The sequence below is a fragment of the Pseudomonas sp. Bout1 genome, assembly GCF_034314165.1.
In the GTDB taxonomy this organism is placed as follows: Bacteria; Pseudomonadota; Gammaproteobacteria; order Pseudomonadales; family Pseudomonadaceae; genus Aquipseudomonas.
In genome coordinates, this window is the sequence record NZ_JAVIWK010000001.1 from 6704263 (window position 1) to 6724997 (window position 20735).

Below are 20735 nucleotides of genomic sequence, written 5' to 3' on the forward strand. Positions count from 1 at the left end.
TAGTCCGATGAAAGCTGTGCTGTGCAAAGCCTTCGGCCCCGCCGAAACCCTGGTGCTGGAAGACGTCGAAAGCCCGGCGATCAAGAAGAACGAAATCCTGTTGGACGTGCATGCGGCCGGGGTGAATTTCCCGGATACCCTGATCATTGAGGGTAAATATCAGTTCAAGCCACCCTTCCCGTTTTCGCCAGGCGGTGAAGCGGCGGGCGTGGTCAGCGAAGTCGGGGAAAAGGTCACTCACCTGAAAGTCGGTGACCGGGTGATGGCGTTGACCGGCTGGGGCAGCTTTGCCGAGCAGGTCGCGGTACCGGGCTACAACGTGCTGCCGATCCCGCCGAGCATGGACTTCAATACCGCCGCCGCCTTCAGCATGACCTACGGCACCTCGATGCACGCCCTCAAGCAGCGGGCCAACCTGCAACCCGGCGAAACCCTGTTGGTGCTCGGCGCTTCCGGTGGTGTCGGCCTGGCCGCCGTGGAAATCGGCAAGGCCATGGGCGCCCGGGTGATCGCCGCCGCCAGCAGCGCCGACAAGCTCGCGGTGGCCAAGGCAGCCGGTGCCGATGAGTTGATCAACTACAGCGAAGCCAGCCTGAAAGACGAAATCAAGCGCCTCACCGACGGCAACGGTGTGGATGTGATCTACGACCCGGTGGGCGGCGACCTGTTCGACCAGGCCATTCGTGGCATCGCGTGGAATGGCCGGCTGCTGGTGGTCGGTTTTGCCAGCGGGCGCATTCCCGAGCTGCCGGTCAACCTGGCGCTGCTCAAGGGCGCGGCGGTGGTCGGGGTGTTCTGGGGCGCGTTTGCCCAACGTCAGCCGCAGGACAACGCAGCCAACTTCCAGCAACTGTTCGGCTGGTTTGCCGACGGCAAGCTGAAGCCGCTGGTGTCCCAGGTGTACCCGCTGGAGCAGGCGGCGCAGGCGATTAATGACCTCGGCCAGCGCAAAGCTGTCGGCAAGGTGGTGGTGCAGCTACGCTGACGATTGTTTCATTTTGTCCGCGAGGTGCCTGGGCCCATGATCGGCCCAGGCACTCATTCATTGGCAGGAAAAATAATGGTCACCCAGTTGCGCGCGTTGCTTTTGGGGGTATTGATGGTGATATCGGCCCAAGCTTTTGCTCATAAAGAGGACAAGAATGTACGCGGGCTGAACGATGTAACGGTGCTGATCGTGCGCCATGCGGAAAAACCCGACGAAGGCCCGTTGTTAAGCCCCAAGGGCGAACAAAGGGCGGCAGCCTATGCCAGCTATTTCGACCCCTTGCTGTTGAACGGGATTTGCGTGGTGCCCCAGCGGCTGATCGCCACCAGCGACAGCAAGCAAAGCTTCCGCCCACGCTTGACCCTGACGCCGCTTGCCCAGCGCCTGCAACTCCCGCTTGAAACCCCCTACGCCGACAATGAAGTGGGCAAGCTGGTGAAGTCGTTGCGCAAGTCCAACCAGGCCCAGACCGTGTTGATCGCCTGGCACCATGGGCATATCGACAAATTGATTGAAGCCTTTGGTGGCGACGGACAGGCGCTGACCGGCATGCAAAAATGGCCGGAAAATGTGTATGACTGGCTGATCGTATTGCGCTTCGACGAACAAGGCCAACTGGTGGAGTCCCACAGCCAGAAGGTCCAGGAACACCTGCTACCGGGCGATATCGCAGCCGCCAACGGCAGCTGAACCGGATCGCTGTCTGTGGCGAGGGAGCTTGCTCCCGCTGGGTCGCGAAGCGGCCCCAAAAGATGGGCCTGCTGCGCAGTCCAGCGGGAGCAAGCTCCCTCGCCACACGTTCGTGATACCCCGCCTGAAAACGCCCCCCACTTGCCCGTAAGCGACATGTTCGTAAAAGAACATGCAATTGCACTCAATTCCTATGCCCGCAGATAAGAGGCGGTGCTATTTTCGGTAACGAAACTGTAACATTCGCATCCGCAGTCAAAACAAGAAATCTGGAGCTCTTGAATGTTTGCTTTCTTCCGTCCTGCCGCACATCAGGCGCCCCTGCCTGAAGAAAAAATAGACAGCACTTATCGACGCCTGCGCTGGCAGATCTTCGCCGGGATTTTCTTCGGTTACGCGGGCTACTACCTGCTGCGCAAGAACTTCTCCCTGGCCATGCCGTACCTGATCGACGAGGGTTACACCCGTGGCCAGCTGGGCCTGGCGATGTCGGCGATTGCAATCGCCTACGGCCTGTCCAAGTTCCTCATGGGGCTGGTGTCCGACCGCTCCAACCCGCGCTACTTCCTGCCCTTCGGCCTGCTGGTGTCCGCCGGGGTAATGTTCATTTTCGGTTTCGCACCTTGGGCGACGTCCAGCGTGACCATGATGTTCATATTGCTGTTCATCAACGGCTGGGCCCAGGGCATGGGCTGGCCGCCAAGTGGGCGGACCATGGTGCACTGGTGGTCGCAGAAGGAACGCGGCGGCGTCGTTTCCGTATGGAACGTGGCGCATAACGTCGGCGGTGGCTTGATCGGCCCGTTGTTCCTGCTCGGCATGGCCTGGTTCAACGACTGGCACGCAGCGTTCTATGTCCCGGCTACCGTGGCCCTGCTGGTGGCGGCGTTTGCCTTCATCACCATGCGCGACACCCCGCAATCGGTGGGCCTGCCGCCTATCGAGCAATACAAGAACGACTACCCGGAAGGCTACGACGCCAGCCACGAAGACGAATTCAGCGCCAAGGAAATCTTCGTCAAGTACGTGCTGCGTAACAAAATGCTCTGGTACATCGCCTTCGCCAACGTGTTCGTCTACCTGCTGCGCTACGGCGTGCTGGACTGGGCGCCGACGTACCTCAAGGAAGCCAAGCACTTCGACGTGGATAAAACCTCGTGGGCGTACTTCTTCTATGAGTGGGCGGGCATTCCGGGCACGCTGCTGTGCGGCTGGATGTCGGACAAGATCTTCCGGGGCAACCGTGGCCTGACCGGCATTGTGTTCATGGCATTGGTAACGGTGGCGACCCTGGTTTACTGGCTCAACCCGCCGGGCAACCCGATGGTCGACATGATCGCGCTGTTCTCCATCGGCTTCCTGATCTACGGCCCGGTGATGCTGATCGGCCTGCAGGCACTGGAACTGGCACCGAAGAAAGCCGCCGGCACCGCAGCGGGCTTTACGGGCCTGTTCGGTTACCTGGGGGGTTCAGTGGCGGCGAGTGCGGCCATGGGCTACACCGTTGACCATTTCGGCTGGGATGGCGGCTTTGTGCTGCTGATCGGCGCGTGCCTGTTGGCGATTGCGTTCCTGATCCCCACCTTGTGGCACACCAATAGCGTCAGCACTGCGCGTTAATCGCAGGCAGAGCCTTTGGAACACCGCTTGAGCCGCGCCTCCAGATTCTTGTCTGGCATGGCGTGGCTACGCAGGGCGTTGACGGTCTGCTCGACATAATCGCGCGTAGTGCCGTAACGCCCGCAAGCGCTTTGCAACACGTGGTTCAGCACGATGTCGGGCAAGTTCCCGGCATAACTGGGCAGGTGTCGCTCCAGAACAAATCCCAATGCCTGCACCTGGCTGCCATCTTCAAGACGGCAGGTGAGCCAGTGTGGCCGGTAGGACGGGTAAGGCATTTCGCGCTGCCACAGGGCATAAAGCGAGGCCTCCAGTTGATCTTCCGGTAAACGGTAGGCAAACCCGCTGCATGAGCCGCCACGGTCCAGGCCGAACACCAACCCGGGTATTTCCGGCGTGCCCCGGTGCTCATGGGACCACAGGTACAAGCCCCGGTGATAACCGTGGACCCGCGCCCGCATCCGTTGTGTGGACGAACATTCCGGCCGCCAGATCAGCGAGCCATAAGCGAATAGCCAGACCGGCCCACCCTTATGCCGAGCCATGGTGGCCTGCATCGAGCTCATCAACTGTTCGTGGGTGAGTTGCGGCCCCAGATCGAGCCGCGGAGGGTAAGCCAATTGCAAAAGATCAGATTCAATGGCGGTCATGGCAAATCGACTAGGACTCCCGTCTGTTGTTACCAGTTGTAAGCAACTTTACCGTAATAGAACGCGCCGCTGTAACCGTACGGCGAAAAAGTGCTATAGGCCAAATTGCCACCACTGCTGGCGTAGGCATTGAGCTTTTCCGGGTATTTATCGGTGACGTTGTCGCCGCCGAGGGTGAAGGTCCAGTTTTTAAGCTTGTAGTCGGCCGACAGGTCCAGCAGCCAGGCGGCCTTGAAACTCTGGTCGTTAGCCGGGTCGGCTTGATAGCTGGTGAATGAACCATAGCGCACCAAATTACTGTGCAGCGCCCAATTGCCGAAACTCAGGTCGTTGCCCAGGCTCAGTTTGTGCTGCGGCGTGGTGTCCCCCAGCAGGCCGATGCGCTCGCGACGATCCACCCGAACCAGGCTCGCACCCAGGCTATCGAGGATTGCCGGGTTGGCTTTTACGTCGGTGACCTTGGTGTGGTTGTAGTTGTAGCCCACCGTGCTGTTCCAGCGCACACCGTTGTCCAGTTGGTAGCGATAGTTGGCCACCAGGTCGATGCCATTGGTGGTGGTATCGGTAGCGTTGGTGAAGTAGCGCACCGTGGTGTAGTTGATGTCACCGACGCCGTTGGCCTTCAGGTACGCGAGTGCAGCGGGGTTTTTGCTCAAGTCCAGGTTGGAGGACAGGCTGATGCGGTCGCTGATGTCGATACGGTAGACATCGGCCGTCACCGTCAGGTTGTCAGTTGGCTCCAGTACCAGGCCGAGGCTGTAGTTGCGGGACTTCTCGGCTTTAAGGTCGTCGGCACCGAGCAAGCGCGCCACCTGGCTGTTGGCCGGGAAGGTGCCCGCCTCCTGAATGGTGTTGCCGATCAGTTGCGACGAGGTGTAGGCGAAGTTTTGCTGCGCCAGGGATGGCGCACGGAAACCGTTGGAAACACTGCCGCGCAAGGCCACTTGCGGGGTGAAGTCATAACGGGCCGAGAGCGAGCCGCTGACGTTGGAGCCAAAATCACTGTAATCCTCATGACGCACGGCAGCCGAGGCGCTGAGTTTTTCAGTGAAGTTGGTTTCCAGGTCCAGGTACTGCGCCCAGTTATGGCGCGTGCTGGTGCCGGCGTCGGAATCACGGAAACCGCCCAGGCCCGAACTGCCGGTCTGGTAGTAGGACGCCGGCTCGCCAGCCTTGATTTGATAACCCTGGTCCAGGTATTCGCCACCAAACGCCACCGACACCGGGTACGGCAACCAGCCCAGGCTGAATTCGCGCGACAGGTCCAGGCTGACTTGCTTCTGGTCATTGACCAGGGTGCCATTGTCGAACTTGCGCGGCGTCGCCAGGCCCAGCGAGGTGTTGATGGTTTCGGTACCGATCTGGTACTGGTTCTTGCCATAGTTGACCGACACATCGTAGTGCCAGTCATAGGCCAGCAACCCGCGCAGACCGACCGCCAGCGACGTGTCTTCCACGTCACCGCGAATCAGTGGCAGGTAACCGTTGGGGTTGAGAGCCGCAATGTTGTTGCTCGCGTTGCTTGCCCGGTAGAACGCCGCGGTCTCGCCGCGAGTCTTGCTGTAGCCGCCAAACGCATAGACTTCAGCCGCTTCGCTGAAGGAATATTCCGAGTTGAGAAACAGCTTGCCCTGATTGGTCGCCGGTTCGCCCTGACGGAACACCCGCTGACCATAGGTCGTCGAACCGACGCTGCCGGGACGAAAGTCATCACCGGCGCGGTTGGTGTAATCGTTGTCGGCGCCCTCAGCCGAAATGTTGATAAAACCGTTATCCCCCAGCGCCACTCCGGTGTTGCCGCTGAGATTGCGCTGAATACCGTCGCCCTTCTTGTACTCACCGAACTTGCTGGTGATCGAGCCGCCGTGGTCGTCATGCTTGAGGATTACGTTGATCACCCCGGCAATCGCATCAGAGCCGTAACGGGCCGATGCGCCGTCACGCAGCACTTCGATATGGTCGACCGCCGACAGCGGGATGGCATTCAAATCTGCCGGTGCCGAGCCGCGTCCCACCGCGCCGCCCAGGTTGACGAAGGCGCTGGTGTGGCGGCGCTTGCCGTTGACCAGTACCAACACCTGGTCCGGTGACAACCCGCGCAGTTGCGCCGGGCGCACCAGTTCGGCGCCGTCTACCAGGCTTGGGCGCGGGAAGTTGATGGAAGGAATCAAACGGGCGAGTACCGCGCCCAATTCATCAGAGCCGGTGCTGCGCAACGTTTCGCCGGAAATCACATCGATCGGTGACAGCGAAGCACTGGCCGTGCGCTCTTGGGCGCGGGTGCCAGTGACGATGACTGTATCGAGCTTGGGTACATCGGCAGTGGCCGTTTCGGCGGCGGCCACTGGGCTGAATCCTACGGCGGTCAGCAAATTAGCCGACAAAATCGCCGTGTACAGCAGGTGCTGCTTGTTGCTCCCCATACCGCTCCCCTTGGAATCAAAAGCCAGAACGTCATGCTCTGAGCTCGTACGATCGATCCGTGTGGCGGACGGTGGCGGTCATTTATTGGTTATTGGCAGAAAGTCGGTAGTCCGTTGCCATATAGCTTAATGATATTTATGTAACAAATTAAATACCTTTAAGGAATAAGCGAATGCATAAGCCCGGGCCGCTCCGCTCGTCAGGATTGATCGCCTCAATCCCGGTAGTTTCAGCGCACGTTCAGCCTGAGGGCGCGTCGAGCCTTCAAAATAGGCACTTGTCACGACCCACTTAGCCGCCAATCAAATCGACTATCGAGGTCGCACCATGAAATACCGACTTTCCAGCCTGTTGCTCCTGGCACAGGCCACTACCGCCCTGGCGGTGGAAACACCGACCCAGGACGACAAAGGTTTCTGGTACGCCCAGACTAGCGTCTACACCCGGCACTTTGCGCCAGACAAGGACCACAACAACCATCAGGATCTGATCGGTCTGGAGCGCAATGAAGCGTCAGGCCTGGTGTATGGCGGGGCGACGTTTCGCAACTCGTTCAGCCAGCGCTCGTACTATGCCTATGCCGGCAAGCGTTACGACATGACCGATTACCCGGTGTACCTGAAGCTGACAGGCGGCGTGATCCAGGGCTATCGCGGCCAGTACCGCGACAAGATTCCACTGAATGGGCTGGGCGTGGCGCCGGTGATCATCCCGTCGGTGGGCACTCACTACGGGCCGGTCGCCGCCGAGCTGGTGTTGCTGGGGTTCAATGCGGCGATGGTGACGACGGGCGTGCGGTTCTGATTGAACCGCCGAATGGCCTTTGTGGCGAGGGAGCTTGCTCCCGTTGGGTCGCGAAGCGGCCCAAAAGCTCATGCGGTCCTTCAGACAGGCCCCGGTAACTGTCTTGGGGCTGCTGCGCAGCCCAGCGGGAGCAAGCTCCCTCGCCACACGTTACGGACGGGGCGCGTAGGCAAATACGTCGGCGCGCATCTGGTGCGCGTCCATGCCGGCCTCGACCAACGCATCCAGCGTGCCGTAGATCATCGCCGGTGAACCGCTGGCGTAGACGTGCACGGCCTTGAGGTCGCTAATGTCTTCGCACACCGCTTCATGCAACAACCCGCAGCGCCCTTCCCAGCCACACAGGTCACTGACCACTTTGTGCAGGTACAGGTTGGGCAGTTGCAGCCACTGGTCCCAGTGCTCGATCTCGTAGAAGTCTTCGGGCCGACGCACGCCCCAGTACAGGTGCACTGGGTGCTTGAAGCCGTTGGCACGGCAATGCTCGATCAGGCTGTGCATCTGCGCCATGCCGGTACCGGCGGCGATCAACACCAGCGGCCCGTCGGGCAGCTCTGCCAGGTGGGTATCGCCGAATGGCAGCTCGATGCGCGCCATCTGGTTGCGCTGCAACTGCTCCAGCAGGCTGCGGGCGCTGTCTTCCCGGGCCAGTACGTGCAGCTCCAGCTCGCGCCCGGCATGGGGCGCCGAGGCCAGGGAGAACGCCGACTTCTCGCCGTTCTCCCGCTCGATCATCAGGTATTGCCCGGCGTGGTAGCGCACCGCCTTGCCGGCCGGCGCCCGCAGGCGCACGCGCCACACATCGCCACCGACATCCACGCACTCACTCAATTGGCACGACAACTTGCGCAACGGCAACTCTCCCGGCGCCAGCACGCCATCCCACAACACAATGCAATCTTCCAGCGGTTCGGCGATGCAGGTGTAGAACTCACCATGGTCACGCACCTCACCGGCTTGCTGCACCCGGCCCTCCACCAGCAGCGCCGCACACACGTGGCACACGCCATTGCGGCAAGCCTGGGGGCAATCGTAGCCCAGGCGCCGCGCGCCCTCGAGGATCCGCTCGCCGGGCGTCAGTTCAAGTACCGCACCGGAAGGCTGCAGGGTTACACGCATCAATCTATTCCTAATTCTTTCCAGAGCGCATCGACACGGGCAGTTACCGCTTCGTCCTTGACGATCACGCGGCCCCATTCGCGGGTAGTTTCACCCGGCCATTTATGGGTGGCATCCAGGCCCATCTTCGAGCCAAGGCCCGAGACCGGCGAGGCAAAGTCGAGGTAGTCGATCGGCGTGTTGTCGATCATCACCGTGTCGCGCTTGGGGTCCATGCGCGTGGTGATGGCCCAGATCACGTCGTTCCAGTCCCGGGCATTGATGTCGTCGTCGGTGACAATAACGAACTTGGTGTACATGAACTGTCGCAAAAACGACCACACACCGAGCATTACCCGCTTGGCGTGGCCCGGGTACGACTTTTTCATCGTTACGATGGCCATGCGGTACGAGCAGCCTTCAGGCGGCAGGTAGAAGTCGGTGATCTCCGGAAACTGCTTTTGCAGGATCGGCACAAACACTTCGTTGAGTGCCACGCCGAGGATCGCCGGCTCATCCGGCGGACGGCCAGTGTAGGTGCTGTGGTAGATCGGTTTGATGCGGTGGGTGATGCGCTCGACGGTGAACACCGGGAAGCTGTCCACTTCGTTGTAGTAACCGGTGTGGTCGCCGTACGGGCCTTCATCGGCCATCTCGCCGGGATGAATCACGCCTTCAAGGATGATTTCGGCGGTGGCCGGCACTTGCAGGTCGTTGCCGCGGCATTTCACCAGTTCGGTACGGTTGCCGCGCAACAGGCCGGCGAAGGCATATTCGGACAGGCTGTCAGGTACTGGCGTCACGGCGCCGAGGATGGTCGCAGGGTCGGCGCCCAGGGCCACAGACACCGGGAATGGTTTGCCAGGGTGCTTTTCGCACCACTCACGGAAATCCAGGGCGCCGCCACGGTGACTCAGCCAGCGCATGATGACCTTGTTGCGGCCGATCACTTGCTGACGGTAGATGCCGAGGTTCTGGCGGTCCTTGTTCGGGCCTTTGGTGACGGTCAGGCCCCAGGTGATCAGCGGGCCGACGTCGCCGGGCCAGCAGGTCTGCACGGGGAGCATGCCGAGGTCGACATCATCACCTTCGATGACCACTTCCTGGCACACCGCGTCTTTGACGACCTTGGGGGCCATGGCGATGATCTTGCGGAAGATTGGCAGCTTCGACCAGGCATCCTTCAAGCCCTTGGGTGGCTCGGGTTCCTTGAGAAAGGCCAGCAGCTTGCCGATCTCGCGCAGCTCGCTGACGGACTCGGCGCCCATGCCAAACGCAACGCGGTCGGGGGTGCCGAACAGGTTGCCGAGCACCGGGATATCAAAGCCCACCGGGTTTTCGAAGAGCAACGCCGGGCCCTTGTTGCGCAAGGTACGGTCGCAAATCTCAGTCATTTCCAGGACCGGGGAAATCGGCACCTGGACACGTTTCAACTCTCCGCGCTGCTCAAGTTGCTGCACGAAATCCCGAAGATCCTTGAATTTCATTAACCATGCCACCCGTAAAATAGGCGTACATCCTACCTGCTCTTACGGTCGCTGGCAGCTTATTGAGCAGCATTGCCGACGACACAGACTCAGAGCGCCGATGCCTGGCTTTGATTGCGCAAGGTCTTGAACAACGGCTCAAGGAACGCCTCGACATACCGCGAACCGACCGCCGAGAGGTGATTGTCGTCGGTATACAGCGCGTGCCCGTCCAATTCCACCCGGCACCAATCGTTCGAACTGCATAACTTCGGTGCAGGATCGAGCATTTTCACACCTGGATCAGCAGCAGCTATTTGCTCGAACACTTGGCTGATGTAGGCCTGTCGCTTGAGATGGTCTGCCAGCGGCATGCCTTCTTTGTCGGTGGGCCGACCCAGCATCGCCAGGCGACTGAGGCGGTAAGGCACGCTGAATTCCTGCAGGGGTATTTCCTTGACCAGCCACACCCGATGGCCGCCTGCGCGCAATTGCTGCACCAGGGCACGCAAGCTTTCGGCGAAGCGCTGCTCGGCGAAGGCGCGGTCGTATTGGCCTGTTGCCGGATCCAGCAGCGAGGCCTCGGTGTCTCCGTCACGCTGCCCATAGACGTACAGGCTCCAGCGCGCCACCAACACCACGTCACTGAACGTTTCCTTGGCCAGCGTCTGGGCGACGCGCTGGTTAAACCTTATACAACCTGGGGTGCTTTCCTTGCGGTTGAACGGCAGGCAACCCGAGTAACCCGCCTGAGTGACGCTGATCCCGTATTTGCTCGCGCCGTCTTCCAGCGCCGGCACCAGCGCCGAGGCGTGACTATCCCCCCAGACCAACGCGCGCCTGGCACCCGACACAGGCCCGAAATGACAAAACTTGCGGTGGTCGTTTTTCTTCTCATCCGACAGGCAAGCCATCAACTCCGGGCTCCATGTACGCGCCTGGGCGTATTGCAACGCCTCGGGCGACAGGCGCCAGGGCAGGCCTTGCGTCCAAACCAGGCTCTTGCCCACCAGCCCAAGGCCAAGCAGCGCCACGCCCGCTGCCGCCAGAATTTGCTTGCGCCCGGGCAACACCCGGCGCTCACGAAACGGCGCCTCGACAAACCGCCACGATGCATACCCCAACACCAGGCTCAACACAAACAGAGCGCCGAGTTCCCAGGGGCCCAGGCCATCGACACTGGCGTACTTGCCGAACACAAACACCGGCCAATGCCACAGGTACCAGGAGTAGGAGATCAACCCAACGCCTACCAGCAGGCGGCTGCCGAGCAGCTTGCCCGCCAGGGTTGCTTGCTGGCCGTTGGCCCAAATCAGGCACACCACGCCCGTCACCGGCAGCAGGGCTGCCACGCCGGGGAACGGAGTGCCCGGGTCATAGGCGAAGACCGCCAGCAGGATCAAACCCAGGCCGGCCAGGCTCACACCTTGCGCCAGCGCCAGGCTCGCGCGGTACTCGCGCGCCGGGATGACCGCCAGCATTGCGCCAGCCAACAGCTCCCAGGCACGCATCGGCAGCAGGAAAAAGGCTTTTTCCGGGTGATGGGCAACCGCCCAGGTACTCAGTGCGAACGACACCAGCAACAACACAAACAGCGCCGTGCGCCAGTATTTGAGCCGGCTGGACAGCAGCGTCAGCAGCAGCGGGAAAATAATGTAGAACTGTTCTTCAACCGACAGCGACCAGGTATGCAGCAAGGGTTTGAGGTCGGAGGCCACATCGAAGTAGCCGTCCTGGCGCATGAAAAACAGGTTGGAGATAAACACCGCCTGGTTGTGCACCGAGCGGCCCAACTCGCTGTAGTCCTTGGGCGCCAGTAAAAACCAGCCCACCATCAGGGCGCCGAGCATCATCACGCACAGCGCCGGCAGGATCCGCCGGGCGCGCCTGGCCCAGAACTCCACGAAACTGAAGCGTCCGGCCTCGCGCTGGCGCCAGATGATCGAGGTGATCAAATAGCCCGAAATCACGAAAAAAATATCGACGCCGACGAAACCGCCGGTGAATCCCGGCACGCCAAAATGGAACAGCACAACAGCAAGCACAGCTATGGCACGCAGGCCATCAATGTCCCTGCGATAAGCGAGAGTGGTCATAAATCTTGTAATTAGCCTGATCAGATTGACAGCGAGTGTAGTCACATAAAGCATTTTGTTACTAAACAGACACACACTAAAGCCAAATCTTCTTTTTCAGACACAAAAAAAATGACGCCCCATGGGGCGCCATTTTTTTGGACCAGAAGTGTCGTGTTACTTACGCTTCATCGACAAGAAGAACTCGTCGTTGGTCTTGGTAGTTTTCAGCTTGTCGATCAGGAACTCGATGGCAGCCACTTCATCCATCGGGTGCAGCAGCTTGCGCAGGATCCACATGCGCTGCAGTTCGTCGTCGGCGGTCAGCAACTCTTCACGGCGTGTGCCGGAACGGTTGATGTTGATGGCCGGGAACACACGCTTCTCAGCGATACGACGGTCCAGGGGCAGTTCCATGTTGCCGGTACCCTTGAACTCCTCGTAGATCACTTCGTCCATCTTCGAGCCGGTTTCAACCAGCGCGGTGGCGATAATGGTCAGCGAGCCGCCTTCTTCGATGTTCCGCGCAGCGCCGAAGAAACGTTTCGGTTTCTCCAGGGCGTGGGCATCGACACCACCGGTGAGCACTTTGCCGGAGCTCGGGATCACGGTGTTGTAGGCGCGGGCCAGACGGGTGATGGAGTCGAGCAGGATCACCACGTCTTTTTTGTGTTCGACCAGGCGCTTGGCCTTCTCGATCACCATTTCGGCAACCTGCACGTGGCGGGTTGGCGGCTCATCGAACGTCGAGGCAACCACTTCGCCGCGCACGGTGCGCTGCATTTCGGTCACTTCTTCCGGACGCTCATCGATCAGCAACACGATCAGGTGAACTTCAGGGTTGTTACGAGCGATGTTCGCTGCAATGTTCTGCAGCATGATGGTCTTGCCGGCTTTCGGCGGGGCGACGATCAGGCCGCGCTGGCCTTTGCCGATCGGGGCACACAGGTCGATGACACGACCGGTCAAGTCTTCGGTGGAACCGTTGCCGGCTTCCATCTTCATGCGAACGGTCGGGAACAGCGGCGTCAGGTTCTCGAAGAGAATCTTGTTTTTCGCGTTCTCGGGACGATCGTAGTTGATCGTGTCGACCTTGAGCAGGGCGAAATAACGCTCGCCTTCCTTGGGCGGTCGGATCTTGCCAACGATGGTGTCACCGGTGCGCAAGTTGAAGCGACGGATCTGGCTCGGCGAGACGTAGATATCGTCTGGGCCGGCAAGATAGGAAGCGTCTGCAGAGCGGAGGAAGCCGAAGCCGTCCTGGAGAATCTCCAGCACGCCATCACCGGAGATTTCCTCGCCGCTTTTCGCGTGCTTTTTCAGCAGGGAGAAAATCACGTCCTGCTTGCGCGAACGGGCCATATTTTCTATGCCCATCTGTTCGGCCAATTCGAGCAGTTCGGTAATCGGCTTTTGCTTGAGTTCAGTCAGATTCATATAGGAATGACGTAATCATTTATGGAGGGGGGGAAATTAAGCTTTTGGCTTAATGAGGCCGCGCCGCAGAGAAGGCGACAGGATCGCGTACTAATCGAAAAGGAGAGCGTCGGCGACGGCTTGCAGGGGGCATTGGAGAAACCAGTGCGGGGCCGAATGTACCACCTGAGTTTCAGAGCGTCTAGCCCTGTATCACGAAAAAGCCCCGCTATTTGCGGGGCCTTTTAAGGACGCTTAGATATTGGCGTCGAGGAAAGCTTGCAGCTGGGACTTCGACAGCGCGCCCACTTTAGTGGCAGCGACTTCGCCGTCCTTGAACAACATCAGCGTAGGGATACCGCGCACGCCATGCTTGGCCGGGGTTTCCTGGTTGTCGTCGATATTCAGCTTGGCAATGGTCAGCTTGCCTTCATAAGTGGTAGCAATGTCGTCCAGGACAGGAGCGATCATTTTGCAAGGACCGCACCACTCAGCCCAGTAGTCAACCAGCACCGGGCCCTGAGCCTTCAGTACTTCGGCCTCAAAGGTCGCGTCGGTGACGTGCTTGATAAGATCGTTGCTCATGGATGTCTCCGGGTTGTAAGCAAAAAAACGTTGCCCATCATAGCCGCCCTTCCCGCGTTCAGGAAGCTGCAGCTGATTGACTCTTGCTATGGTGATGCATGAGTTTGGGTATAGCCCAATTCACGGCCCCACGGGAGTGATGAAGGCAATGCCTGTGCGCAATGCCGCATTGCGCACGTGTTCCTGCATGTTTTTCTGCGCCGCCCCGCTGGCGCGCCGAGCCAGGGCGCGCAGGATCTTGCGGTGCTCTTGCCAGGTCTCCATGGCCCGCTCCGGCCGGATGAACGGTAGTTTCTGACTCTCCAGGAACACCTCGGCACTGGCGCTGAGGATGCTCACCATCGCCTGATTACCGCTGGCCAGCAGGATGCGCTGGTGAAATTCGAAGTCCAGCTGCGCCGCCGCCTCAAAATCGCCGCCCTTGAGCTCTTTGCGCATCGCTTCGACGTTATCTTCCAGGAAGTCCAGCTCTATGGTGGTCAGGGTCACCGCCGCCAGCCCCGCTGCAAACCCTTCCAGCGCGTAGCGCAGCTGAAAGATATCCAGCGGCGTGGCCTGTGCTGTAAACGGCCAGGCCAACCCCAGCGGTTCTTCCACGGCCTGGACGAACACGCCCTTGCCCGGCTGCACACTCACCACGCCCAACGCACTGAGTGACGACAAGGCTTCACGCAATGAGGCCCGGCTCACGCCCAATTGCAGCGCCAGATCGCGCTGGGAGGGCAATGCATCGCCCGGCCCGAAGCCCTCGTCAGCGATCAATTTGCGGATGGCCTGTAGCGCCACTTCCGGTACGGCTTGGGCGATGGAATTCATAAAAACTCAAGTTTCCAGTCAACTGAGCGGCTAGTTGTAAAGCTATTCTCGGCGCCCGGCAAGCCACGCCCCAAAGGGGCTCGCGGGGTTTTGGCAGCGCTCGAAAAGGGTGCAGAAAGCGCAACAACTGTTCAGACCAGTAAGACCGCCAAGACTCAATAACTACCGGCCTCCCAGCGCATTAGGGCGCTACTGGCATGGGCTGTGCACTGGCAAAACCCAGAAAATCCTTTCGTCCTTTTCGGAGAGTTGCCATGACCAAGCGTTGCAGCGTCCTGCTCACTGCCCTGTTTGCCAGCCTCATGCTGAACCTGGCGCCCGCCCAGGCCAACGGTCTGGACGATATCGTCGCCCGTGGCACCCTCAAGGTGGCCGTGCCTCAGGACTTCCCGCCGTTCGGCTCGGTGGGCCCGGACATGAAGCCTCGCGGCCTGGACATCGACACCGCAAAACTGCTGGCCGACCAGCTCAAGGTCAAGCTTGAACTGACCCCGGTCAACAGCACCAACCGCATCCCGTTCCTCACCACAGGCAAGGTCGACCTGGTGATTTCCAGCCTCGGCAAGAACGCCGAGCGCGAGAAGGTCATCGACTTCTCCAAGGCTTATGCGCCTTTCTACCTCGCCGTGTTCGGCCCGCCGGACGCGCCGATCAGCACCGTTGACGATCTCAAGGGCAAAACCATCAGCGTGACCCGTGGTGCCATCGAAGACATCGAGCTGACCGCCGTGGCCCCCAAGGAAGCCACGATCAAGCGCTTTGAAGACAACAACTCAACCATCGCCGCCTACCTCGCCGGCCAGGTGGACCTGATTGCCAGCGGCAACGTGGTGATGGTGGCCATCAGCGAGCGCAACCCCAAGCGTGTGCCAGCACTTAAAGTGAAGCTCAAGGACTCGCCGGTGTACGTAGGCGTGAACAAGAACGAGCCTGCGCTTCTGGACAAGGTCAACCAGATCCTGGTCGCGGCCAAGGCCGACGGCAGCCTGGAAAAAATGCAATGCAGTGGCTTAAAGAGCCGCTGCCGGCTGATCTCTGATCACGGCTACGAGGGTTAGATATGGCCTATCAATTCGACTTTGCGCCGGTGCTGGCCAATACCGACCTGTTGCTGCGCGGCGCGTTGTTCACCCTTGAACTGACCGCCATCGGTGCTGTGCTGGGTGTGGCGCTGGGAACCGTCGGCGCGGTGGTGCGGGCGTGGAAGATCCAGCCGTTCAGTTGGGTCTTCGGGGTGTACGTCGAGTTGATCCGCAACACGCCGTTTTTGGTGCAGTTGTTTTTCATCTTCTTCGGCCTGCCGTCCCTGGGCCTGAAAATCACCGAATGGCAGGCGGCAGTGCTGGCGATGGTGATCAACCTGGGGGCGTACTCCACCGAGATCATCCGTGCCGGGATCCAGGCGATCCCTCGCGGGCAATTGGAAGCTGCGGCCGCGCTGGCAATGACGCGCTTCGAGGCGTTCCGCCACGTGGTGTTGTTACCGGCGCTGGGCAAGGTCTGGCCGGCCTTGAGCAGCCAGATCATCATCGTGATGCTCGGCTCGGCGGTGTGCTCGCAGATCGCCACCGAGGAGTTGAGCTTTGCCGCCAACTTTATCCAGTCGCGTAACTTCCGCGCCTTTGAAACCTATGCACTGACGACTCTGGTCTACCTGTGTATGGCACTGATGATCCGCCAATTGCTGAACTGGATCGGCCGGCGCTATGTGATGAGGAACGCTCGATGAGTGATTTTTCCTTCTGGGACATCGTGCGCAACCTGCTCACCGGCTTGCAGTGGACGCTGTTGTTGTCGCTGGTGGCATTTATCGGCGGCAGCGTGATCGGCTTGCTGGTGATGACCATGCGTATCAGCAAAAAGGCCTTCGCGCGCAACGTCGCCCGTACTTACATCGAACTGTTCCAGGGCACGCCGCTGTTGATGCAGCTGTTCCTGGTGTTCTTCGGCGTGGCCTTGCTCGGCGTCGACATTTCGCCCTGGCTTGCGGCAGCGATTGCCTTGACCCTGTTTACCAGCGCCTATCTGGCTGAAATCTGGCGCGGTTGCGTCGACTCCATCGCCCACGGGCAATGGGAGGCGTCCGCAAGCCTGGCCCTCAACCCGCTGGAGCAATTGCGCTACGTGATCCTGCCCCAGGCGCTGCGCATTGCCGTGGCGCCAACCGTGGGTTTCTCGGTGCAAGTGGTCAAGGGCACCGCCGTCACCTCGATTATCGGCTTCACCGAGCTGACCAAGACCGGCGGCATGCTCGCCAACGCGACCTTCGAACCCTTCATGGTCTATGGCCTGGTGGCGCTCGGTTACTTCCTGCTCTGCTACCCCTTGTCCCTCAGTGCGCGCTACCTGGAAAGGAGACTGCATGCCTCTGCTTAGAATTTCCGCCCTGCATAAGTATTACGGCGATCACCATGTACTCAAGGGCATCGACCTGACGGTCGAAGAAGGCCAGGTGGTGGCGATCATCGGCCGCAGTGGCTCGGGTAAATCCACCTTGCTGCGTACCCTTAACGGCCTGGAGTCGATCAACGACGGGGTAATTGAAGTTGACGGCGAATACCTCGACGCCGCCCGCGCCGACCTGCGCACCTTGCGCCAGAAAGTCGGCATGGTGTTCCAGCAGTTCAACCTGTTCCCGCACCTGACCGTGGGCGAAAACGTCATGCTCGCCCCGCAGGTGGTGCAAAAAGTGCCCAAAGCCAAGGCTGCGCAACTGGCGCGACAAATGCTCGAGCGGGTTGGGCTAGGAGAAAAATTCGACGCCTTCCCCGATCGCTTGTCCGGCGGCCAACAGCAGCGCGTTGCCATCGCCCGGGCGCTGGCCATGTCGCCCAAAGTGTTGCTGTGCGATGAAATCACCTCGGCCCTGGACCCTGAATTGGTAAACGAAGTGCTCAGCGTGGTGCGCCAACTGGCCAAGGATGGCATGACGTTGATCATGGTCACCCATGAGATGCGTTTTGCCCGGGAAGTGGGTGACAAGCTGGTGTTCATGCACCAAGGCAAAGTGCACGAGGTCGGCGACCCGAAAACCCTGTTTGCCAACCCTCAGACTGCCGAGCTGGCCAACTTCATCGGCTCGGTGGAACAGCCAGGCTGACCAGCTCAAAGTTTCCCAGGCCCTCCAGCAGCGTTTCGCTGCGCACCCCAAGAGCCGCGGAAGGCAGGCGGGCATCAACCTCAACCTGAGCCACCAACCGCCGGCCCGCCACCGGCACGCCCGCCACTCGCGCAACCAGCGTGTGGCCAGGCGACAGGCGTGCGGTGACGGGTTCGCCGGGCAAAAGCGCGACTGCCCACTCTACAACCTGGCCATCAACCTGGGCGTGCTTGAGGTTCAGGGTGAACTGCCCCTGCCGCCCGAAGCGGAAGCCCTGGCCTTTTGCCGGCGCACCGTTGAATCGTAGCGCCATGACCGATGGGTCCGCACAGACGATGCTCAGATGCAGCGTGCGCGTTCCCAAATCCAGCGCCCCATCGCTTCGTTCACTCTGGCGGATAACGCCATAGTCCACCCGAGACTGGCTCACGGAGAGCCGACAGGTATCGGCACGCGCTTCACTTGCCATTGTCACCACCACCAGCAGCAGGTACAGCAATAGCCCAAGGCGCAAGCCACCTGGCTCACTGGGCACGGCACACCGCCGCGGCGGTTTCGTAAAGTTTGTCATCGTTGCTCTCTTGTTGCGGGTTCAGGTGCAGCAGGCAGGACTTGGCGTCCGGGAGTGAAACCTTAAGGGTTTGCTGCTGGCTCAGGTCGTTCAGGAAGATCATTCCCTCGCCCACTACGCTGGCGATGAACGTGTTGTCCTTATCGAACACTGAAGCGCCTTGAGGCAGGGAGCGGCCCTGTTCGTCTTGCACCACGAGCAACACGCGACGCACCTTCACCACTTCGAACTCCACGGTATTGAATGAGCCGCGCCCTGCAGTGAGCATTTTGGTGCCGTTTTTCAGGTCAACGCGCTTGGGCAAAGACTGGGTCTGCACTTCAATGCGGCTGTCGGTATAGGCCGGCAGGTTGGCAATCACCGCATGGCCGCGGTAATCGGTCCATACCGGGCCTTGAGGGGTCGAGACCCTGGCAGCGCCTACGTCGCCCACCGAAAGGATGCCGAAGGTGTCTTGCACCGCATAAGGCGAGAACGTCAGCCCACGCGCGTGGGCGACGATACCGCCTTGAAGTTGCCCGGTGTAACTGGTGCCCGACGGGGCACGGCTTACACCCAGGCCGACACGGGTATAGCGCGGCATCACGTTCACCTGGCCGCGCACCGTTTGCTGGCGCTCTGCCAGGTCGCGCTCGACGCCTACCTCATAGTCCACATACTCGTTGGCCCGTTCACTGAACGCCGTACCGGCATCCAGCCTGTCACCCCGGCGGCTGGCATAGGATGTCAGGCGGCGGTCCCCGCCCAGTGGGACGCTGACCTGCAGCCGAATGGACACACCCTGGTCCTCTCGCTCATTGCGCCCCCTTCCCACGCGATTGTCTTGACTACGCGGCCGCGAGCCACCGACCCGAGAATCGGCGATCAACGCCACATCGGCGCCGCTGAACGACTTGTTCCACGAGGCAAACAGGTGCTCGCTGGCACGTCCGTCAAATTGTGAACTGAGGGTATAACTGATCGAAAAGCCTCCAAGCGACGGCTCGACCCAACTGAAGCCCGCCGTGTACTGGTTTTTGAAGCGTGCGCCGAAATCATCAAGCTTCGAGGACTGACTGGCCTCAAGCACGTCACGGTACCCACGGCTCTGGCTCGTGGCGCTCAGGTTCATGTCGATGTCGGCAGCCAGCGGGCTGCTCAGGGACAGCGTGCTGCGCCCGCCGGAAAGACCGGCCAGCGCATCACGGGAATGGGTGTGGCGTACGCCCACCGAGACCCGCTGGAAAAAAATGCTGCCCAGCGCGCCACCGGCTGCCTGATAGTCGTCCGTGCTCAATAACCCGAAACCCACCGACGACCCACGCCCCAAGCCCCACGACCCGCTACCCATGGCTACCACTGGCTGCTCGATACGATCGCTTGAGGACTCGCGCACTTTGCCAAGGGAAAAGTAATAGCCGGACGCTACCGGAGCCACTCCGCGAAAGGAGGCCGCCGGCACCACAAAGCGGCGGGCTGCCCCTCGGATATCAATCACGCTCACATCCAGGTCATTGGTGCCGTTGAGCAAAGGCAGCCCGATCAACCTGAAAGGGCCATCCGGCACCAGCGTGCTATGAATCAATGCACCCGCCTGGCGCACCTCGACACGGGACTGACCCTGGGCGAGGCCTTCGACCACCACGTCGTTGCTACCCGCAGGCGTTCGCGACTGACCGTCGGGAGAAAACTGGAGGCCCGACAGCTGGATACCGCCGAATACCGGGTTGTTGCTGGAAATCTGACCGACCTGAAACGTTGCCCGCAACCCGGCGATATCACGCTGGGCGTAAGCATGGACGTGCTCGGTACGCGACTTGCCATTGTCGGAGATATGGAACTGGCGGCTCCGAACAATCCAGTTACCCAAATTGAACCCGGCCTCGGTGTAGGCCGACACAAAACGGCTGGGCGCATCGCGCGAGCGGGTATCGAACCCCAGCACGTCATAGTTGAACAAGGCTGCCGCCCCGCCCTGGGAAAAATGCCCGGCCTCCCATTCAGGCTCCCGCAATGACTGGGTAGGCACCACCAGTGTGACCTCATCACTGCCAGGCCGCAGCCTCACCATGGTGGCCGGGTACTCACCGATAAAATCATGGCAGGCCTGGTCCGGTGTAATGCCGGCACGAAGGATTGCGGACGGCTTCAGCAGCCCGGCTTTCTCCAGTAACCCGGGGGTAAAACACAGTTGCCCCTGGTAGTCGAAACGCGCATCCACCAGCCCCAACGGGCTGCCATTTACCCGCAACCCCACCACATGCACACCCTCGCGAAAGCGCGCCGCCGTGCGAAAGTATTCGGAGACCTTCGGGTCAATCCCGTGAGTTGTCAGCGCCGCAAGGTCAAAGCCTTCACCCAGGCTCATGGCCGACACGCTGGCAGGCAACCCGCATAACGTCGCAAGCCCCATGAACACCTTTGAGCAGCACGGCATGAACGCCCCGGCCCTG

At 60.6% G+C, this 20735-nt stretch carries 17 protein-coding genes and 2 pseudogenes; 9 read left to right on the forward strand and 10 right to left on the reverse strand.

From position 1 onward, the window contains the following. Positions 1-7 precede the first annotated feature (7 nt). From RGV33_RS31145 to glpT, 4 genes and pseudogenes are all read left to right on the forward strand, one after another. Positions 8-985 (forward strand): NADPH:quinone oxidoreductase family protein, encoded by a 978-nt coding sequence (locus RGV33_RS31145; RefSeq protein WP_322148257.1) that lies wholly within the window; start codon positions 8-10, stop codon positions 983-985. A gap of 75 nt (positions 986-1060) precedes the next feature. Beyond that, positions 1061-1678 carry a flagellar basal body-associated protein FliL gene (locus RGV33_RS31150; RefSeq protein ID WP_322148258.1) on the forward strand — a complete coding sequence of 206 codons (618 nt, stop codon included), beginning with the start codon at positions 1061-1063 and terminating at the stop codon, positions 1676-1678. Further along, positions 1674-1784, forward strand: a pseudogene (locus tag RGV33_RS34385) (N-acetyltransferase); the annotation flags it as partial. The gene RGV33_RS31150 and the pseudogene RGV33_RS34385, both read left to right, overlap by 5 nt. Positions 1785-1960: 176 nt before the next feature. After that, positions 1961-3298: a glycerol-3-phosphate transporter gene (glpT, locus tag RGV33_RS31155; protein ID WP_088422139.1), complete on the forward strand. Its 1338-nt coding sequence runs from the start codon at positions 1961-1963 to the stop codon at positions 3296-3298. Here the strand turns inward: glpT and RGV33_RS31160 are convergent. Next, positions 3295-3948: a gamma-glutamylcyclotransferase gene (locus RGV33_RS31160; RefSeq protein WP_322148260.1), complete on the reverse strand. Its 654-nt coding sequence runs from the start codon at positions 3946-3948 to the stop codon at positions 3295-3297. The genes glpT and RGV33_RS31160 overlap by 4 nt on opposite strands. Before the next feature lie 29 nt (positions 3949-3977). Beyond that, positions 3978-6371 carry a TonB-dependent receptor gene (locus tag RGV33_RS31165; protein WP_322148261.1) on the reverse strand — a complete coding sequence of 798 codons (2394 nt, stop codon included), beginning with the start codon at positions 6369-6371 and terminating at the stop codon, positions 3978-3980. A gap of 328 nt (positions 6372-6699) precedes the next feature. Here RGV33_RS31165 and RGV33_RS31170 point away from each other — a divergent pair, with 328 nt between their 5' ends. Next, on the forward strand, positions 6700-7176 hold the full coding sequence (locus RGV33_RS31170; protein ID WP_322148262.1) for a sn-glycerol-3-phosphate transporter: 477 nt from the start codon (positions 6700-6702) through the stop codon (positions 7174-7176). Positions 7177-7326: 150 nt separating this feature from the next. Here RGV33_RS31170 and RGV33_RS31175 read toward each other — a convergent pair whose 3' ends face one another. The 6 genes from RGV33_RS31175 to RGV33_RS31200 form a co-directional block, all read right to left on the reverse strand. Beyond that, entirely contained in the window at positions 7327-8295 is a 969-nt protein-coding gene (locus RGV33_RS31175; protein ID WP_322148263.1) for a CDP-6-deoxy-delta-3,4-glucoseen reductase, read from the reverse strand. Continuing rightward, on the reverse strand, positions 8295-9761 hold the full coding sequence (gene ubiD / locus RGV33_RS31180) for a 4-hydroxy-3-polyprenylbenzoate decarboxylase (protein ID WP_322148264.1): 1467 nt from the start codon (positions 9759-9761) through the stop codon (positions 8295-8297). Before ubiD ends, RGV33_RS31175 begins: the two co-directional genes overlap by 1 nt. 89 nt (positions 9762-9850) lie before the next feature. Continuing rightward, entirely contained in the window at positions 9851-11836 is a 1986-nt protein-coding gene (locus RGV33_RS31185; RefSeq protein ID WP_322148265.1) for an acyltransferase family protein, read from the reverse strand. 156 nt (positions 11837-11992) lie between these two features. Continuing rightward, positions 11993-13252, reverse strand: a complete 1260-nt coding sequence (gene rho / locus RGV33_RS31190) for a transcription termination factor Rho (protein WP_008438874.1) — start codon at positions 13250-13252, stop codon at positions 11993-11995. A 234-nt stretch (positions 13253-13486) separates the two neighbouring features. Then, the gene (trxA, locus tag RGV33_RS31195) at positions 13487-13816 is read right to left on the reverse strand and encodes a thioredoxin TrxA (RefSeq protein ID WP_060753581.1); all 330 of its coding nucleotides are present in this window, start codon (positions 13814-13816) and stop codon (positions 13487-13489) included. Between the two features lie 120 nt (positions 13817-13936). Continuing rightward, on the reverse strand, positions 13937-14632 hold the full coding sequence (locus RGV33_RS31200) for a FadR/GntR family transcriptional regulator (protein ID WP_322148267.1): 696 nt from the start codon (positions 14630-14632) through the stop codon (positions 13937-13939). A gap of 254 nt (positions 14633-14886) precedes the next feature. Between RGV33_RS31200 and RGV33_RS31205 the strand changes: the two are divergent. The 4 genes and pseudogenes from RGV33_RS31205 (at position 14887) to RGV33_RS31220 (ending at position 17732) form a co-directional block, all read left to right on the forward strand. After that, positions 14887-15671 (forward strand): annotated as a pseudogene (locus RGV33_RS31205) (transporter substrate-binding domain-containing protein). 21 nt (positions 15672-15692) lie between these two features. Next, positions 15693-16361 (forward strand): amino acid ABC transporter permease, encoded by a 669-nt coding sequence (locus RGV33_RS31210; RefSeq protein ID WP_322148268.1) that lies wholly within the window; start codon positions 15693-15695, stop codon positions 16359-16361. Then, the gene (locus tag RGV33_RS31215; protein WP_322148269.1) at positions 16358-17008 is read left to right on the forward strand and encodes an amino acid ABC transporter permease; all 651 of its coding nucleotides are present in this window, start codon (positions 16358-16360) and stop codon (positions 17006-17008) included. The genes RGV33_RS31210 and RGV33_RS31215 overlap by 4 nt, the downstream gene beginning before the upstream one ends. Further along, on the forward strand, positions 16995-17732 hold the full coding sequence (locus RGV33_RS31220) for an amino acid ABC transporter ATP-binding protein (protein WP_322148270.1): 738 nt from the start codon (positions 16995-16997) through the stop codon (positions 17730-17732). The genes RGV33_RS31215 and RGV33_RS31220 overlap by 14 nt, the downstream gene beginning before the upstream one ends. Here the strand turns inward: RGV33_RS31220 and RGV33_RS31225 are convergent. After that, positions 17704-18303, reverse strand: a complete 600-nt coding sequence (locus RGV33_RS31225; RefSeq protein WP_416152097.1) for a hypothetical protein — start codon at positions 18301-18303, stop codon at positions 17704-17706. The two genes, RGV33_RS31220 and RGV33_RS31225, sit on opposite strands and share 29 nt — an antisense overlap. Beyond that, the gene (locus RGV33_RS31230) at positions 18257-20695 is read right to left on the reverse strand and encodes a fimbria/pilus outer membrane usher protein (protein WP_322148772.1); all 2439 of its coding nucleotides are present in this window, start codon (positions 20693-20695) and stop codon (positions 18257-18259) included. Before RGV33_RS31230 ends, RGV33_RS31225 begins: the two co-directional genes overlap by 47 nt. Positions 20696-20735: the final 40 nt, after the last annotated feature.

Excerpts from the sequence above, each read along its gene's own strand:
- RGV33_RS31145 (WP_322148257.1), top strand. The coding sequence starts at position 8 with ATGAAAGCTGTGCTGTGCAAAGCCTTCGGCCCCGCCGAAACCCTGGTG.
- RGV33_RS31150 (WP_322148258.1), top strand. The coding sequence starts at position 1,061 with ATGGTCACCCAGTTGCGCGCGTTGCTTTTGGGGGTATTGATGGTGATA.
- glpT (WP_088422139.1), top strand. The coding sequence starts at position 1,961 with ATGTTTGCTTTCTTCCGTCCTGCCGCACATCAGGCGCCCCTGCCTGAA.
- RGV33_RS31160 (WP_322148260.1), bottom strand. The coding sequence starts at position 3,948 with ATGACCGCCATTGAATCTGATCTTTTGCAATTGGCTTACCCTCCGCGG.
- RGV33_RS31165 (WP_322148261.1), bottom strand. The coding sequence starts at position 6,371 with ATGGGGAGCAACAAGCAGCACCTGCTGTACACGGCGATTTTGTCGGCT.
- RGV33_RS31170 (WP_322148262.1), top strand. The coding sequence starts at position 6,700 with ATGAAATACCGACTTTCCAGCCTGTTGCTCCTGGCACAGGCCACTACC.
- RGV33_RS31175 (WP_322148263.1), bottom strand. The coding sequence starts at position 8,295 with ATGCGTGTAACCCTGCAGCCTTCCGGTGCGGTACTTGAACTGACGCCC.
- ubiD (WP_322148264.1), bottom strand. The coding sequence starts at position 9,761 with ATGAAATTCAAGGATCTTCGGGATTTCGTGCAGCAACTTGAGCAGCGC.
- RGV33_RS31185 (WP_322148265.1), bottom strand. The coding sequence starts at position 11,836 with ATGACCACTCTCGCTTATCGCAGGGACATTGATGGCCTGCGTGCCATA.
- rho (WP_008438874.1), bottom strand. The coding sequence starts at position 13,252 with ATGAATCTGACTGAACTCAAGCAAAAGCCGATTACCGAACTGCTCGAA.
- trxA (WP_060753581.1), bottom strand. The coding sequence starts at position 13,816 with ATGAGCAACGATCTTATCAAGCACGTCACCGACGCGACCTTTGAGGCC.
- RGV33_RS31200 (WP_322148267.1), bottom strand. The coding sequence starts at position 14,632 with ATGAATTCCATCGCCCAAGCCGTACCGGAAGTGGCGCTACAGGCCATC.
- RGV33_RS31210 (WP_322148268.1), top strand. The coding sequence starts at position 15,693 with ATGGCCTATCAATTCGACTTTGCGCCGGTGCTGGCCAATACCGACCTG.
- RGV33_RS31215 (WP_322148269.1), top strand. The coding sequence starts at position 16,358 with ATGAGTGATTTTTCCTTCTGGGACATCGTGCGCAACCTGCTCACCGGC.
- RGV33_RS31220 (WP_322148270.1), top strand. The coding sequence starts at position 16,995 with ATGCCTCTGCTTAGAATTTCCGCCCTGCATAAGTATTACGGCGATCAC.
- RGV33_RS31225 (WP_416152097.1), bottom strand. The coding sequence starts at position 18,303 with ATGACAAACTTTACGAAACCGCCGCGGCGGTGTGCCGTGCCCAGTGAG.
- RGV33_RS31230 (WP_322148772.1), bottom strand. The coding sequence starts at position 20,695 with ATGGGGCTTGCGACGTTATGCGGGTTGCCTGCCAGCGTGTCGGCCATG.